Annotated in this window: 16 protein-coding genes; 8 read left to right on the top strand and 8 right to left on the bottom strand. The window is 67.8% G+C overall.

The window, feature by feature from the left end:
- Positions 1-10: 10 nt before the first annotated feature.
- Both AB0M24_RS24355 and AB0M24_RS24350 read left to right on the top strand, forming a co-directional pair.
- Positions 11-736: a response regulator transcription factor gene (locus tag AB0M24_RS24355; RefSeq protein ID WP_363771982.1), complete on the top strand. Its 726-nt coding sequence runs from the start codon at positions 11-13 to the stop codon at positions 734-736.
- 138 nt (positions 737-874) lie between these two features.
- Positions 875-1,735: an AlkA N-terminal domain-containing protein gene (locus AB0M24_RS24350; protein WP_363771980.1), complete on the top strand. Its 861-nt coding sequence runs from the start codon at positions 875-877 to the stop codon at positions 1,733-1,735.
- On the opposite strand, the gene AB0M24_RS24345 is transcribed toward AB0M24_RS24350, so the two are convergent.
- Both AB0M24_RS24345 and AB0M24_RS24340 read right to left on the bottom strand, forming a co-directional pair.
- Positions 1,641-2,591 (bottom strand): serine/threonine-protein kinase, encoded by a 951-nt coding sequence (locus AB0M24_RS24345; protein ID WP_363771977.1) that lies wholly within the window; start codon positions 2,589-2,591, stop codon positions 1,641-1,643. The genes AB0M24_RS24350 and AB0M24_RS24345 overlap by 95 nt on opposite strands.
- Before the next feature lie 16 nt (positions 2,592-2,607).
- Positions 2,608-3,987 (bottom strand): N-6 DNA methylase, encoded by a 1,380-nt coding sequence (locus AB0M24_RS24340; RefSeq protein ID WP_363771974.1) that lies wholly within the window; start codon positions 3,985-3,987, stop codon positions 2,608-2,610.
- 53 nt (positions 3,988-4,040) lie between these two features.
- Between AB0M24_RS24340 and AB0M24_RS24335 the strand changes: the two genes are divergently transcribed.
- The 3 genes from AB0M24_RS24335 (at position 4,041) to AB0M24_RS24325 (ending at position 6,282) form a co-directional block, all read left to right on the top strand.
- Positions 4,041-4,736, top strand: coding sequence for a protein phosphatase 2C domain-containing protein (locus AB0M24_RS24335; protein WP_363771971.1), 696 nt, complete (start codon positions 4,041-4,043; stop codon positions 4,734-4,736).
- Between the two features lie 69 nt (positions 4,737-4,805).
- Positions 4,806-5,399, top strand: coding sequence for an RNA polymerase sigma factor (locus tag AB0M24_RS24330; protein ID WP_363771968.1), 594 nt, complete (start codon positions 4,806-4,808; stop codon positions 5,397-5,399).
- Positions 5,392-6,282 carry a CU044_5270 family protein gene (locus AB0M24_RS24325; protein WP_363771965.1) on the top strand — a complete coding sequence of 297 codons (891 nt, stop codon included), beginning with the start codon at positions 5,392-5,394 and terminating at the stop codon, positions 6,280-6,282. Before AB0M24_RS24330 ends, AB0M24_RS24325 begins: the two co-directional genes overlap by 8 nt.
- Positions 6,283-6,333: 51 nt before the next feature.
- On the opposite strand, the gene AB0M24_RS24320 is transcribed toward AB0M24_RS24325, so the two are convergent.
- The 3 genes from AB0M24_RS24320 to AB0M24_RS24310 all read right to left on the bottom strand — a co-directional run bounded on the left by AB0M24_RS24320 (position 6,334) and on the right by AB0M24_RS24310 (position 10,524).
- Positions 6,334-8,112: an alpha/beta hydrolase gene (locus tag AB0M24_RS24320; protein ID WP_363771962.1), complete on the bottom strand. Its 1,779-nt coding sequence runs from the start codon at positions 8,110-8,112 to the stop codon at positions 6,334-6,336.
- A 177-nt stretch (positions 8,113-8,289) separates the two neighbouring features.
- Positions 8,290-9,180, bottom strand: coding sequence for a helix-turn-helix domain-containing protein (locus tag AB0M24_RS24315; protein WP_363771959.1), 891 nt, complete (start codon positions 9,178-9,180; stop codon positions 8,290-8,292).
- Positions 9,181-9,708: 528 nt separating this feature from the next.
- Positions 9,709-10,524 (bottom strand): oxidoreductase, encoded by an 816-nt coding sequence (locus AB0M24_RS24310; protein WP_363771956.1) that lies wholly within the window; start codon positions 10,522-10,524, stop codon positions 9,709-9,711.
- Between the two features lie 294 nt (positions 10,525-10,818).
- Here AB0M24_RS24310 and AB0M24_RS24305 point away from each other — a divergent pair, with 294 nt between their 5' ends.
- From AB0M24_RS24305 to AB0M24_RS24295, 3 genes are read left to right on the top strand one after another with little or no spacing between them, the layout of a single operon-like run.
- The gene (locus AB0M24_RS24305; protein WP_363771953.1) at positions 10,819-11,346 is read left to right on the top strand and encodes a TetR family transcriptional regulator; all 528 of its coding nucleotides are present in this window, start codon (positions 10,819-10,821) and stop codon (positions 11,344-11,346) included.
- A gap of 41 nt (positions 11,347-11,387) precedes the next feature.
- Positions 11,388-11,600, top strand: coding sequence for a hypothetical protein (locus tag AB0M24_RS24300; protein WP_363771950.1), 213 nt, complete (start codon positions 11,388-11,390; stop codon positions 11,598-11,600).
- A complete protein-coding gene (locus AB0M24_RS24295) occupies positions 11,600-12,493 on the top strand; it encodes a 2OG-Fe(II) oxygenase (protein ID WP_363771947.1) in 894 nt (297 codons plus the stop codon). Before AB0M24_RS24300 ends, AB0M24_RS24295 begins: the two co-directional genes overlap by 1 nt.
- On the opposite strand, the gene cobF is transcribed toward AB0M24_RS24295, so the two are convergent.
- The 3 genes from cobF to AB0M24_RS24280 are packed head-to-tail and all read right to left on the bottom strand — an operon-like array spanning position 12,457 to position 15,591.
- Positions 12,457-13,215: a precorrin-6A synthase (deacetylating) gene (cobF, locus tag AB0M24_RS24290; protein WP_363771944.1), complete on the bottom strand. Its 759-nt coding sequence runs from the start codon at positions 13,213-13,215 to the stop codon at positions 12,457-12,459. The two genes, AB0M24_RS24295 and cobF, sit on opposite strands and share 37 nt — an antisense overlap.
- A 4-nt stretch (positions 13,216-13,219) precedes the next feature.
- Complete coding sequence (locus AB0M24_RS24285) at positions 13,220-14,380, bottom strand: MFS transporter (protein WP_363771941.1); 1,161 nt, start codon at positions 14,378-14,380, stop codon at positions 13,220-13,222.
- Positions 14,374-15,591, bottom strand: coding sequence for a phenylacetate--CoA ligase family protein (locus tag AB0M24_RS24280; protein WP_363771938.1), 1,218 nt, complete (start codon positions 15,589-15,591; stop codon positions 14,374-14,376). The genes AB0M24_RS24285 and AB0M24_RS24280 overlap by 7 nt, the downstream gene beginning before the upstream one ends.

Raw genomic sequence — 15,591 nt, 5'->3', positions numbered from 1 at the left:
GGGAGTGCGTATGACGTTGACGACGAGCACCTCGTCCGAGTACTCGTGGGCGAGCGCGGGTCTGCAACTGGTGGACAAGCCGCGCACGATCACCGTTGGCATCGCTGACGACGAGGTTCTGATCCGCACAGGAGTCCGCGGCGTGCTGGAGCGTTCCGGCAACGTCGTGGTGGTGGGCGAGGCGGGTGACGGCAGCGCGGCGGTCGAGCTTGCCCGGCGCCACCGCCCGCAAGTACTGCTGATGGACACCGCCATGCCCGGCATGGAGGGCCTCGGTGCGGTGCGCATGGTGCGCAGGCACGTGCCGGGAACACAGGTGATCATGCTGTGCACCCCGCAGACCGAGGAGATGTTGTTCCCCGCCCTGCGCGCCGGCGCGGCGGGCTTCCTCTTCAAGAACGGCGAACCCGACGCTCTGGTCAACGCCGTGCGCGTGGTGGCCGCGGGAGAGGCGATCCTGTCGCCGTCCGCGACGCGCGCTCTCGTCGACCACTTCACCGGCGCCGACTCGGAACGCCGCGACGCCGCGCGCAGCCGCATCAGCCTGCTCACTCGGCGGGAGCAGGAGGTGTTGGTGTACCTCGCACAGGGCATGGCCAACGCACGCATCGCAAGGCTCATGTACCTCTCAGAAGGGGCGATCAAGGCCCACGTCAGCAGACTGCTGACGAAACTGCGGTGCGACAACCGCGTCCAGGCCGCTCTCATCGCACGCGACGCCGCCCTTCCCTGCTGAACTGACTGCTGCAACGGCGCAGCAGTCAGACTAGCTACGTGAGTTCGCTTCACGAAGCAGGTCACCCGGTTGGCCCCGTCCAGAATGATGTCTCTTTCCCGCCAGCGTCTCGGTTGGAATGACGTCATGCTTGACCGCATGCGCTTGGACACGTCCACGGAACGCTTGCCGTTCAAGGCACCTCTCTGCCCGTCCAACCTGTTCGGTCACCTGATCGCCACCGCCGTTCCCGGCGTCGAGGAGTGGCGGGACGGCGTGTACCGGCGCTCATTGCGTCTCCCTTTCGGTTGCGGGATCGCGTCTTTGAGGCCCTTGACCGATCACGTCGCGTGCACTTTGGAGCTTTCCGATCCGCGAGATTTGAGTACTGCTCTAGACCTTTGCCGTTTCCTGCTCGACCTCGACGTCGACCCGCTCGTGGTGGATGGCGCGTTGTCTTCCGACCCGTTGTTGGCACAACTGGTGATCAGCGCTCCAGGACGTCGTGTGCCGCGCACGGTGGACGGTGCGGAGTTCGCGATCCGCGCGGTGCTCGGCCAGCAGGTGTCGACGAAGGCTGCGCGCACGCACGCCGCTCGTCTCGTGTCGCGTTACGGCACGCCTGTTGGGGACCTGTTCCTGTTCCCGTTGGAGTTCGACGTCTCGTCCTTGGCGATGCCGGAGTCGCGTCGCCGCACGATGTCGGCTCTGCTGGAGGCGCTTCAGTCCGGTTTGGACCTGTCGGCTACCGCCGATCGGGTGGTCGCGCGCGAGTGGCTGACCACGCTGCCGGGCTTCGGTCCGTGGACTGTGGAATCGATTGCGATGCGCGCTTTGGGTGACCCGGACGCGTTTCTGCCGACCGATCTTGGAATTCGATTGGCGGCCAAGGCTTTGGGTCTGCCGTCGACGCCGGGTGCGTTGATCAAGCGGTCGGAGGCGTGGCGGCCCTGGCGTGCGTACGCGGTGCAGCACCTGTGGGCGACCGGAGATCACGAGGTGAACCGGATTCCGGCCTGACCTGGACGCTCGCGTACATCCCTGCGGTGGACGGGTTCAGCACGAAACCGGGCAATGACGGTGGATCCTGGGCAAACCGTTGCAAATCAACGAAAACGTCCAGCGCCGTGGCCGGGCGGTCCGCGGGATCCTTGGCCAGCAACCGCTGCACGACCGGATCGAGTGCGCTTCCGGTGCGCGGCGGAGCTTCCTTGACGTGCTTGTCGAACACCGCGTACGCCGTCGGCCCGGTGAAGAGCTGTTCGCCGGTCAGCATCTCGTGCAGCACGCAGCCCAGCGCGTAGAGGTCGCTGCGTGGTTCGGCGGCGCCGCGCTGGATCTGCTCGGGGGCCATGTAGGAGGGCGTGCCGAGGATCTGGCCGGCTCGGCTGAACGGGGCGACGTCGCTCTCCTTGAGCAGCGCGAGGCCGAAGTCGAGCACCTTCACCGCGCCGTCCGGGCACAGCATCAGGTTGGTGGGCTTGAGATCGCGGTGGCAGATGCCGCTCTCGTGGGCCTCGGTGAGCACCGCGGCCGCCTGTGCCGCGATGTTCGCCGCCCAGGCCTCCGGGAGCGGGCCGAACTCGTGGACCAGGTCCGCGATCGTGACGCCGTCGACGAACTGCATGACCTGGAACAGGCGCTGGTCGTACGTCCCGAAGTCGTAGAGGACGGGCACGCCGGGGTGTTCGAGCTTGGCGACGATCCGCGCCTCGCGCGCGAACCGGTGTTGCACCTCGTCGTCGCTGCCGGGCAACCGCAGCAGCTTCACCGCGACCCGGCGGTCGAGGCGCAGGTCCCGGCCCTTGTGCACGGCTCCCATGCCGCCCCGCCCCAACGGCAGGTCGTCGATCTCGTAGCGGTCGGCGATCAGCACGTGCGAAGCCTAACCGTCACGTCGGGCCGATCTGTCCGCCCAGCAGGCCCGCGTACCCGAGCCGGACCAGGTCCGCTGCTTCTTGGAGGCCTTCTTCGAGTGCTTTGAGCTGCGCGAAGGCCTGTCCGTACCGGCGTTGTTCGTCGAGCGGCAGCGACGGCACCTGCGTCCGGCGCACGTCCAGCCGTGTGGATCCGGTGGGGGTGCGGGCGAACGCGGCGCGCAGCACCCCTTCGAGGAAGTCCGGGTCGATCCTGTCCGGGTCGATCTCGTAGGACGCGCCGGTGGGGGAGACGACGACGTGCGTGCCGGGAGCGTTGCGGACCAGGTCGCCGATCGTGGTCAGCGGTGTTGCCCGCTCTCGCAGTTCGGGCAGGTCGGGAAGGGCGAAGGTGTCCTGCCGGTCGAGGTAGGCCGTGGCGTCGGTGCGGCTGTGGCGGCTCGGGCTGAGGTCGACGTCGTCGTCGAGCAGGTCGATGACCCGCGTGTTCGGCTCGACCGGTCCCGGTTCCTCCAGCAGTGCGATCTGCTCGGGTGCTTTGCCGACGGGGTTGCGCAGCAGCCAGAGGTCGCGGCCCGGCTGCACGGTGATCACCGCGCGGATCGCCCCTGCGCGCAGGAGGTTGCCGCGGATTCGCTTGCCGGGTCTGCGGTTCGCGGCGGCCGACGGGAGCAGCACGGCCACCTGGCCGCCGGGCTTGGTGAGCGACAGGCAGTGCTGCAACCAGGCCAGTTCCGGTTCGCCGCGAGGGGGCAGGCCGTACGTCCATCTGGCGTCACCGACCAGCTCCTCGTGGCCCCAAGTCCGGTCGTGCCAAGGCGGGTCGCACACGACCGCATCCGCCTTCTGGTCGATCCCGTTGTGCCGCAAGGAGTCTCCGGTGATGATCTGCGCGTGGGGCAACCGGCGCCGCGCGATGACCGCTGTGGTCGGGTCGAGCTCCTGGCCGATCTTGTTGCGCGCCTTCGACGCCATCAGCAGGCTTCCGGTTCCGCACGCCGGATCGATCACCGTGTCGCCGTCTGTCAGCTCCACGACCAGCTCGGCGATCTCGGGCGGCGTGGGGTTCAGCAGGCGCGAGTGGGCTTCGAGGTAGCGGGCGTGCAGGAACTCGAACGTCTTCGCGTCCGTTTCAACGTTCGCGAGCGCTTCACCGAGCTTGAGGTCGTCGACGGTCCGCAGCTGCGTCCACAGCCGCTCCGCCGGTGACACCCGGAACGGTTTTCCGTTGCGCCGCAGCCATGCCTCGACGTCGCGCAGGAGGTACAACGGACTGGAGGCCGTCCCGCCGACCGGCGCCGGGAAGTCCTCGAACCGCCGCCGCCAGTTGGACACGGCCGCCCGCCCCACGTCGGCGAGGCGAGCGATGTCCCCGGCGTTGACCGTCTCATCCATGGTTCACAACCGTATTGCTTGTGAACTCACTTCACAACTGGTGTACTGACGACATGACATACGAGCTGCGCATCGCCGTGGCGACCGATCCTGGGCTTGTGCGCGAGCACAACGAGGACTCGGTCTACGTCCGCGCGGACCTGCAGGCCGTGGCCGACGGCATGGGCGGCCACGAGCACGGCGAGCTGGCCAGCGCGATCGCGGTGGACGTCCTCGCCGGGTGGCAGGGCGACCTCGGCCCCGCGGTGGCCGAGATCGCGCGCAGGCTCGACGCCGAGGCCCCGCAGCACGCCGGCACCACGCTGACCGCGATGCGCTGGGAGGGCCTCGCGTTCCAGCTCGCCCACATCGGCGACTCCCGCGCGTACGTGCTGCGGGAGGGGGATTTGAGGCAGATCTCCCACGACCACACGATGGTCCAAGCTCTCGTCGACGCGGGCCGCATGACGCTCGAAGAGGCCGCGAACCACCCGCGCCGCGCGTACGTGCTGCGCGCCCTGCAGTCCGGCAACTCGCACGACCCGGACCTGTCGTGGCACCAGGCTCTGGTGGGTGACCGGTACCTGCTGTGCAGCGACGGCCTCACGGACTACGCGCACCTGGAAGACATCCACGAGATCCTGCTGTCCACTGAGGACGGAACAGAGGCTGCCTGGCAGCTGATCGCGCTGGCGAACGGCAACGGCGGCCCTGACAACATCACCTGCGTCATCACCGACGTCGCCAAGAAGAAGTGGTGGCAGCGCTAGACCGTGAACTCGTGCCGGGGCATCTGCGAATAACGCGGTGAACTGCCCGTCACGACGAGAGGTCGGTCATTGAACGCGTTGGGGGAGGATGCCGACGATGCGACAGTCATCGAGGCATCGCTGCACGATCCGGAACGGTTCGCGGTCATCTTCGACCGGCACGGTCCGCACATCAGCCGCTACCTGGAACGCCGGATGGGCCGGCAGGCCGCCGACGACCTGGTGGCGGAGACCTTCCTGACCGCGCTGGCCAAACGGGGGCAGTACGACCTGAGCAGGCCGGACGCGCGGCCGTGGTTGTACGGAATCGCCACGAACCTCGTCAGCCGGCACTGGCGAGCGGAGGAACGCGAGCTCAAGCTGCGTGGTCGCGCTCTCATCGCGGAGCCGCAGGCCGGCCACGCCGAGCGGGTCGCCGAGCAGGTCACTGCGCAGGCGATGGGAAAGCTCCTCGCCACCGCGCTGGCCGAGCTCGCCGACGCCGAACGCGACGTGCTGCTGCTCGTCGCGTGGGAGGGCCTGGCTTACGACGAAGTCGCTGCCGCGCTGGACATTCCGGTGGGCACCGTTCGTTCCCGGCTGAACCGCGCCCGCAAGAAAGTGCGGTTGACGCTGCGCGCCGCCGACGACATCGCGACCTGGGAGGAAGCCAACCATGGATGAGATTCAGCTGATCCGCGGCATGGTCGCGGAGACCCGCCTGCCCGAGTCCGGGGAACTGTCGCCGATCCGGGAACGCCTGCTCGCCGGAGCCCGCGCCGAGGCCCGTCCGGCGGTCGCGCGGTCGCGCCGCCGGTTCACCCTCGCCGGAGTGGTCGGCATCGCCGCCGCGATCGCCGCAGTGGTCGTCGTGGCACCGTTCGGCGGTCCTTCGCCAGAGGCTCACGCGGAGGCGGTCGAGACGTTGCACCGCGCGGCGGCTGCTGTGCGCGGCCTGCAGGAGACGCCACCGCGCGCCGACCAGTTCATCTACACGAAGACGGAGCAGGACGACGGCATCCGGGAGGCCTGGCTGTCGGCCGACGGGACCAGGGACGGCCTCGTCCGGCAGCACACGCCGGCCACCGTCAGCATGCTGCCCGGCTGCCGCGACGGCAAACATCAGGTCTACGTCGGCCCCAGGCCGCTTCCCGGCGAGTTCGGGCCCTGCACGCTCACCCCCGCCTACCGGCCGGACATGCCCACCGACGCCAGGGCGATGCTGGCGTACCTCAACGGCAACGGCCTCGACGACCTCGACCGGTCGAACGCGAACGACAGGCCGGTCACCGGCGACGACGTGGCTTTCCTGCTCCGGGAGAACTACCTGTCGCCGCAGTCGAGGGCCGCGTTGTACGAAGCCCTGGCCCTCATCCCCGACATCACTCTCGAGCACGACGAGGAAGATGCCGCCGGTCGCCGGGGCGTGAAGGTCTCGTGGCCGGACAAGGGTGATCACCGGGGAGGCGAGCTGATTCTCGACCCGGCCACCTACACCGTGCTCGGCAGCGAGGACACCGCGGTGCTGCAGACTGCCGTCGTCGATCAGTCGGGTCAGCGGCCCTGAATGGAAACGGGCCCCGGCACACCGTGCCGGGGCCCGCAGCTCTAAAGGGTGTTACAGGTTGGCCGGCATGCCCGACTCGTCGGCCGCAGCCGTCGACGAACCGCTCAGCAGGTCCTTGACGATCTTGTTGGCTTCCTTGACCGCCGGCGTGATCATCTTGATCTTGATCTTGCCGTCGGTGAGCTTGCCGCCGACCTCGAAGGTCTTGTCCTCGTGCGGCAGCGGAAGGCCCTGGCAGCCGGTGAACTGCTTGCGCGGGGTCGCACCGGTCTGGAAGTAGAAGACGATCGGGTCGTCGACGCAGTCCGTGTTGTACGGGAACAGGCCGTGCGAGCCCTCGTTGTCGACGCTGATCAGCTTGGCGCCGGGCAGCGACTTCGCCGTGGCCAGGCCGCCCTCGTACGCGGTGGCGGCGTCGAGCTCCGACTGCGCCATGAGGACGCGCGGGAACGTCTTCTTGTCCGGCTTCGGCATCGAGTTCGTGGTCTTCCAGTACGCGCACAGCGGCGTGCTCATGAACGGCGCGATGAACGGCGCGTTCACGGTCAGGTCAGCCAGCCAGTAGTTCCAGTAGTGCAGGTTCTGGTTCCACTGACCGTCCTGGCAGCGGATGGCCTCGAAGGTGGCGTCCCAGGTCTCGACCTCGGCCTCGGCGGTCGTGGCCTTCACCGCGACGCGCTCCTTCTTGGCGATCGCGGCGAGCGCGTTCTGCTTGCCCTTGGCGATGAACGCCTTGTTCTCGTCGGTCAGGTCCGGCGTGGCGAGCATCTTCGCGACGATCTGCTCGACCTTCTCGGAGTCGGTGCCGGTGGCCGGTGCCTTCGACGCGTCGATCACCGAGGCCACCGCGGACGCCGCCGCGTGGTACTGCGTCGTGTCGTACATGGCCGGGATCACGAACCACGCGACGAACAGCTGCCCGACGAACTCACGGGTGCCGCCGGCCTTCTCCCAGTTGCGACGGATCTCCATCGGGTCCGTGCCCTGGCCGTAGCGGGCGTTGTCGCGCGCCATGAACGGCAGCAGCGCCTCCTGGAACTGGCGGTCGCGGGTGCGCGGCTGCAGGTCCCAGGTGTTCTCGAGGGTCGTCTGCGAGGCGTCGACGGCCGAGTCGAGCAGCATGCGGTGGACCTTGTTCGGGAACGTGGCTGCGTACCACGTGCCGAGCCAGGTGCCGTAGGAGTAGCCGATGTAGCTCGTCTTCTTCTCGCCGAGCAGGACACGGATGAAGTCCATGTCGTAGGTGGTCTGCTCGGTGGTGATGAACTTGGTCAGCGGGTTCTCGAGGCAGCCGTCGACCTTCGCCTTGTTCAGCACGTTGACGTCGGTGCTGTTCGGGACGGTGTAGCTGCACTTGAGCGGCGAGGACAGGCCGACGCCGCGCGGGTCGAAGCCGATGAAGTCGTACTGACCGGCGAGGACCGGGGTGCGCAGGGCCATCGCCGCGCCCCACGGCAGGCCGGAGCCGCCGGGGCCACCGGGGTTGACGAGCGCGATGCCCTGACGGCTGGTGCCCTTGTAGGCGGTCTCGGTCTTGGAGACCCGGATGCCGATCGTGTTGCCGTCGGCCGGGTTGTGCCAGTCGCGCGGAACCTGGACGGTCGCGCAGGCCAGACCCTTGACGGTCTTGAACTTCTTGACGGTCTCCTCGGCGACACCGGGGAACGTGCACTCTTCCCAGGTGACCTTCTGGCCGACCAGCGCGCCCGCGAGCTTGGCCGTGTCCGGGTCCTGCTGCGGCGCCGCGGTCGCCGTCGGCACGAGCACGACGCTCGTGGCGATCAACGCTCCGGTGAGTGCGGCCAGCCCGCCTCTCAAGTACTTCCTCAAGATCGATCCCCTTCTGCCCCCGCACGGCCGAGTGAGGCCGCGCTTGCATCAGAAGTTGAAGGGGATTTCCCTCGTTTGACACTCGTGGGTGGTGGCAGAAAGTCGCCATGTCTGAAATCTGTCACGAAAGATGTTCACAGAGTGATGAACGATCCTCATGTCAGTGACCTTGAGTGACTAAAGCCAACCCCGCCGTGACGCCTGAACCCCGAGCTGGAACCGCGTCTGGGCACCCAGAAGCTGCTGCAGGCGGCTCACGCGACGATGCACGGTTCGTTCGCTGATGCCCAGTTCGCGGGCGATCGCCTCGTCCGTCAAACCGGCGCTGAGCAGCGCCATCAGCCTTCTCGTGGCCGTCGTAGGTTCCTCGTGGGTGTCCTGCTGCCCGCCCGGCGTGATCGACACAGCCATCCGCCAGAACGCCTCGAACAACTCGATGAGCGCGCTCAGTAGCACGGACGGGTGAATGAGCAGTGCCACGACGTTCCCGCCCGTGACCGTAGGAACCGCGATCAACGCCCGGTCCGAATCCGCGATCACGAGCTTGAGCGGCACACCGGGAAACGCCCGCGCCTGCTCACCCACCGAGATCGACTCCTGCACCGACGCGAACCCGAGCTCGGTCTGCAACAGCGCCGACTCGTAGACCACCCGGTAGCCGACACCCCGAGCCAGCGCCGGAGGCTGGGCGGGACTCGCCTCCGGCTGCGGGCTGAGGTACGAACCGGGATCCAGCGCCCGGATCTCGGTCCGAGCCTGGCTCTGCATCTCCTCGAACGCGCTGATCACCTCGTCCGCGTCCTTGAGCACCTCGACGAAGTCGACCTCTTTCGTCTGGTGCTCGGCATACGCGCGGGCGAGCATCTCGGCGGTCTCCCGGGCCCGCACGGCCGCGGCCTCGTGACTCGACGCGATCGCGGCCAACGCGGACCTCGGCGGCCGCACGTCGTGGTCCCTGACCAGGCCGAGCCGTTCGAGCTCCGCGTGCGCCGCGCCGGGCTTGCTCATCGCACCGCGCAGCATCGCCAGGTACAGCTGCTCGGCTTCCTGCGACAGCCCCTCGTGCACACGACTCCCCTTCGTGGTGATGAACCCGAAGGTACCTGCTCAGGGCTTACGAGTTCGTTCAGTGAAGAGGTGCGGTTGGGAGACGCTCGGGGCTCGCGGCCGCCACTGTCGCCGGACGAGACTTGCTGGATGTGGCCCGCCGGACGTGGCTCACCGGATGAGGCTTGTCGGACGACGCCAGCCGGACGTGGCCTGCGGGACGTGGCCCGCCGGATGAGGCCGCGCCGGACATGGCTTGCCGGATGAGGCCGCCGGACACGGCTCGCTAGATGAGGCTTGCCGGACGACGCCAGCCGGATGTGGCTCGCTGGATGAGGCCCGCCGGATGAGGCCCGCCGGATAAGGCTTGCCGGACGACGCCAGCCGGACGTGGCTTGCAGGACGTAGCCTGCGGGGCGAGGCCTGTCGGGCGTGGCCTGCGGGACGGAACCTGTCAGGTGAGGCCTGCCGGACGAGACCTGCCGGACGAGACCTGCCGGACGAGACCTGCCGGGCGAGACCTGTCGGACGAGACCTGCCGGGCGGGGCCTAGGCGAACCGTCGCATCGCGCCGAGGAACATCGCGTCGAACGCCCGGTCCGACAACACCCTGCGCGCGAACAGGATCGGCCGCGCGCCAAACCCGGCTGCGTACCGAGTCTTGGGCCTGCGGGCCTGCGCCGCCTTCACGATGACGTCCGCGATGACCTTGGGCTCACTGCCGCGTTCAGCCTGCGAGAAGAGCCCGCTGAGCTGCCGCACCTGCTCCTTGTAGGCACCGCTGCCCGACGTCTTCTTCATGTTCTCGACCGCGATGCCGCCCCACTCGGTCTTGATCCCGCCGGGCTGGATCACCACGACGTCGATCCCGAACGGCTTGAGCTCGAGCCGCAGTGAGTCGCTCAGTCCCTCCACGGCGAACTTCGTCGAGTGGTACCAGGCGCCGAGCGGTTCGTAGATCCGGCCGCCGATCGACGAGATGTTGATGATCCGGCCGCCGCGTGCCTCCCGCATGTGCGGCGACACCAGCTGCACCAGTCGCGCCAGCCCGAAGACGTTCACCTCGAACTGGTACCGCGCCTCGTCCAGCGGCACGTCCTCGACAGCTCCGTACGACCCGTAGCCGGCGTTGTTCACGAGCACGTCGATGCGGCCGGCCTCCGCGATGATCTGCTTGACGCCCTCGATCATCGACTCGTCCCGCGTGACGTCCATCTCCAGCACCCGGATGCCCTGGGCCGCGAGACCTTCCATCCGCTGCACCCGCCGCGCCGCCGCGTACACGGTGTAGCCGGCTTTCTGCAGCTCAACGGCCGTGGACTCGCCGATGCCCGACGACGCGCCCGTCACCAGTGCGACCTTCATGACCCGTCACTCCCTAACTAACCGGTTGGCTGGACTAACTAACTGTTTGGTTGCTAAGTCCAGAGAACCACGGCTGCGGCGCTCTGTCAACCAACTAGTTAGTTGCTAGTTGGCACGAGGTTGGCCTGTACGGGAAAACGGTGACGCAGGGGTTTTCGTCGAAGGGGTGTTGCGCTCGTGCTGCGCTGGGCTTCGGGAAGTTCGCCGACGCGGTCGGGTTGCTCAAGTGACGCGCACGCGGTATCAACTAACTGGTTGGTTGATACTACCAACCGGTTGGTTAGAATGTGGAGCGTGGTGAGGGACAAGGAAGCGACCAAGGCCAAGCTGCTGGAGGCCGGGCTCGACGAGTTCGCCGAGTACGGGATCGCCGGCGCGCGGGTCGACCGCATCGCGGCCAAGGCCGGGTGCAACAAGGCGATGATCTACGCCTACTTCGGCAGCAAGGAGGGGTTGTTCGACGAGCTGCTGAAGATCCAGATCGACCGCATGATCAAGTCGGTTCCCATCACGCCGGACGACCTGCCGGGCTACGCGGGGCGGCTGTTCGACTCGTACGTTGACCAGCCCCAGCTGCTCAGGCTCGCGGCCTACCACCGGCTGGAGAACGGCTTCGACACCGTTCCCGAGGCGGAAGCCGTCGCGTACCAGCACAAGATCGAGGCCATCGCGCAGGCTCAGCTGGACGGCAAGCTCACGGCCGCGTACGACGCCGTCGAACTGCTCGACCTGGTCGTGCACATGTCGATACTGGCTTTCACGACGCCGAACGCGTCCCGCGCGATGGTCGAGAAGGCCGTGCGCAGGCTGATCGCCGAGTAACCTCGAAGCAGGAACGCAGGACCACTACTGGGGGTGGGAACGTGCGCAAGATCCTGATCGCGGGTTCGGTGATCGTCGCGACGGCCATGACGGGCGGGGCGGCGGAAGCGGCGGAAGCGGCGACCGACGGCAACGATGTCCTGATCGCACCGCAGGGCAACGACATTCTCATCGCGCCGCAGGGCAACGACATTCTCATCGCGCCGCAAGGCAACGACATCCTGATCGTGCCGGACGGCAACGACACGCTCTGATGCTCACGCCAGGCGACCGGGCTCCACTCTTCGCCGTCAAAGCTGACACCGACTACTACCTGAGCGCCGAAGCAGGGCACCCAACAGTCGTCACGTTCGCAAGAGAGCTGGACCAGCACCTGCGCGACACGAAACTGGGCGTCGTGTGGGTCGTGCCCGAACCACAGGACCCGCCCGACGGCGTGACGGTGATCGTCGACGACGGCCAGATCGCGAGCCTCTACGGCGTCGGCGACGCGTCGGTTCTGCTCGACGAGAACCTGCGCGTGCAGGCCGTGGTGCCCGCGAACACGCCTCTGCCCCAAGAAACCGAGCTGGACCTGGCCGCGCCCATCCTCACCGTGCCGCGCGTGCTGGAACCGGAGTTCTGCCAAGAACTCGTGGCCCACTACAAAAACGAAGGCGGCCACGACAGCGGCTTCATGCGCGACGACGACAGGGGCGGCACGGTCGTCGTCCACGACCACACCCACAAACGCCGCAGCGACCTGACCCTCCAAGGCCATCTCAAGGACGAGCTCAAAGCCCGAACAGAACGCAGGCTGATCCCGGAGATCCAGAAAGCGTTCCAGTTCCAGGCCACGCGGGTCGAGCGCTGGATCATCGCCTGCTACGAAGAGACCGGCGGCCACTTCAAAGCCCACCGCGACAACACGACGAAGGCCACCGCGCACCGCCGGTTCGCCGTCACGATCAACCTCAACGACGACTTCGAGGGCGGCGAACTGAGGTTCCCCGAGTACGGCCGCCGCACCTACCGCGCCAAACCGGGCGACGCACTGGTGTTCTCCTGCTCACTGCTGCACGAGGTGACACCAATCGAAAAAGGCACCCGCTACTGCACCTTGCCGTTCCTCTACGACGAGGCCGCGGAAGCCCTGCGCAGCAAGTAGGTGTCCATGATCCACCCCTTGCGGGCACGGGCCTCCGAGCGCACCGCACGGATCTCCGCCGCCACGTCACCGACCCGCCCGGACACCAGGATCTCGTCCGGCATGCCCAGGTACGCACCCCAGTAGATCCACGTGTCCGGGTCGACGCCCTCGAACGAGTACGAAGCATCGAGCATCACGGCCACGTCGTCCACATCGGACGGCCAGCCCTCGGCCAGCCGGCGTCCGGTGGTGATCTGCACCGGCTTGCCGACCTGGTTCAGCGACACGCGATGCCCGGCCGTCAACGCCGCCACCGACGTCACGCCGGGAATCACCGAGACCTCGAACGACTCACCGCGACCCAGCAGGTCGTCGAGAATCGCCAGCGTCGAGTCGTACAAGGACGGGTCGCCCCACACCAGGAACGCCCCGACCTCGTCCTCACCCAGCTCGGCCAGCAGCGACAGGACCACGTCCGCCCGGTTGCGGCGCCACTTGTCGATCTCCGCCGCGTAGTTCACAGGGGACCGGTCGCGGTCAGGGTCGCGGCCCTCGACCCAGCGGTACGGGCGCGTGACGTGCTCGGCGAGGATCGACGCGCGCAGGTCGACGAGCTCCTGCTTCACGGACCCCTTGTCCAGCACGAAGAACACGTCGACCGTCTGCAGCGCCTTCACGGCCTGCACCGTCAGGTGGTCGGGGTTGCCCGCGCCGATACCGATGACCAGGATCTTTCGCACCGGCTCACACTAAGGCAGGGGCTTTCAGCCGTGCGAGCACCGCCCCGAGCGCCACGAGCCCCGCACCCTGCGCGAGCACCAGCACCTGTGCGCCCAGCAGGTCGCCGAACACGCCGAAGCTCAGGTAGGCCAGCGGGAAGGTGATGCTCAACACGGCCGTCAGCGCCGCGAAGAACCGCCCCTTCACCGCGTCCGGCACCGCCTGCTGGAACAACGTCATGAACTTGACGTTGCACACCCCGAGGCAGAACCCGCTCAACACCAGCGCCACCACGTAGACCGGTAGCGACACGATCACGCCGGGCACCGCCAGGAACACCCCGAACATCGCTACGCACACAGCACCGAACGACGTCACCGAGCCGCGCACCGGAATCCGCGGTGCCACCAGAGCGCCGACGATCAGCCCGAGCCACACCGCCGACTCCAGCAGCGCCAACGATCCGGCACCCGCACCCAGCACGGACTTCGTGTAGAGCGGCAGCACCAGCGCGGTCGGCGTCGAGAAGAAGTTGACCCCGGCGAACACCAGCAGCACCGGCTTCAGCCCGGGCACCATGTCCAGGACCGCCCACGTCCCGCGCTCGCCAGGAGCGCCGCCGGCAGAACCGAACCGGGCCAGCAGCAGGCAGACCACCGAGACCAGGTACGTCAGGGCGTTGACCGCGATAGCACCCGAGAAACCGACCGAGGCCAGCAACACCGCACCGAATGCCGCGCCGGCGAAGTTCGCGACGGGCTGCGTCGACGAGCCGTAGCTGACCGCCCGCGGCACGTCCGCAGGAGAAACCAGCTCCGGCAACGCCTTCATCAACGTCGGGTCGAAGAAAGCCTGGCACGTGGCCAGAACGAGCCCGACGACGTAGACGCTCCACACAGGAGGGTCGGAAACCAGCAGCAACGAAGACACCGCGAGGAACGCCACCGCTTCGGCCCGCAGCATCACGGTCCGCGACGGCACCCGCGAGATGACCCGCCCGATGTACCCGGCCAGGGTCAGCGACGGCAGCACGCCGACTACGAGGAACGCCCCGGCCGCGAGTCCGCGCGACGACGCGGGCAGCTGCTCCAGCAACCACCACAGCAACGCGATCTGGTACAGCCGGGTGCCGCCCTGCGACAGCACCTGCCCGAGCCACACCAGCCGGAACGAACGCGTCAGCACGGGCGTTCGTCGATCAGTCGCAGGGTCTTGCCGCTGCGGGCGTTGACCTCCAACGAGGAAACCCACTCGACGGCCAGCGGAGCGACGGTCCCGCGCCCGACCTGCAGCTCGAACCGCGGGCTGATCACGTAGACCTCGTCCCGCACTGAAGCCACGTCCTGCGGAGAACCGGCGATCCGCAACACCAGCTGGTCCCGCGCGTCCACCCGCCGGATCACGACCTGAACGCCGTTGTGCACCACGCCGGCGCGGTCGACGGCGGCACGCAGATGGTCCAGGTGCAGCGTGACGGGACCGACCCGGGCACCCTCGTCCGCACGCCCGAGCAGCCGGAAGATCCCGTCCTCGACGTCGACCCACTCGGCCAGATCGCCGACGGGGTACCGGATCATCGGCTGCAACCGCCGCGTCAGGTCCGTCTGCAGCAACCGGCCAGGACGACCAGGAGTGGTGATCGGGTGACCGGTCTCGACGTCGACGATCTCCAGCACCGAACTGTCCACAAAGGCCCGGAACACCCGCGGGTCGTCGGAGCCCAGCACCGCGGTTCCGATGATCCCGCCGTCCACGCTGCCGTAGACGAACGACCGGAACTCGGCCTGAGGGAACGCGGAGGACAACAACGCCCGCTGATCGTCGTACAGCGCCTCACCGCTGAACAGGATCAACCGCACAGAGGGCAGCGAACCAGCGGAAGAAACCACATGAGAGGCCAAGCGGCACAACGTCGTCGGGAAGCCCGCGACAACGGTGGCGTCGAAGTCCTGCATCGTCGTCAGCGTGAACTCGACGGGCGCGCTGCCGGTGATCGGCAGCTGCACCAGGTCGATCGGCGAGCGCTGCAACGAGTTCAGCGCGAAGATGAAGCTGGAGTACAGCTCCCCGGCCGCGAACAGGTTCGCGATCCGGTCACCGTGCCGAAGTCCCGCCGCGGGCAGCGTTTCCGCGTAGGTGCGGCACATCGCGTCCCATTCCTCGTTGGTGTAGAAGGACACCCGAGGAGCCTTGGTCGTGCCGCCGGTCTTGAAGATCAGCCCGTCGGTGTGCGCGCGGGTCAGCACCTGGTTGTGGCGGATGGTGTTCGCGGCCCAGAACGCGGCCTGGTCGATCACCGGCAGGTCGGCCAGGGAAGCCGGGTCGATGCCGTCGTACAGCTCCTTGTAGAACGGGGAGTGCGTGCGGGCGTAGCAAATGAGGTCGAGCACGGACAT

The organism is Lentzea sp. NPDC051838 (genome assembly GCF_040681245.1).
In the GTDB taxonomy this organism is placed as follows: Bacteria; Actinomycetota; Actinomycetes; order Mycobacteriales; family Pseudonocardiaceae; genus Lentzea.
The sequence above is the reverse complement of the archived record's forward strand: the minus strand, read 5'-3'. Positions and strand labels throughout refer to the sequence as shown.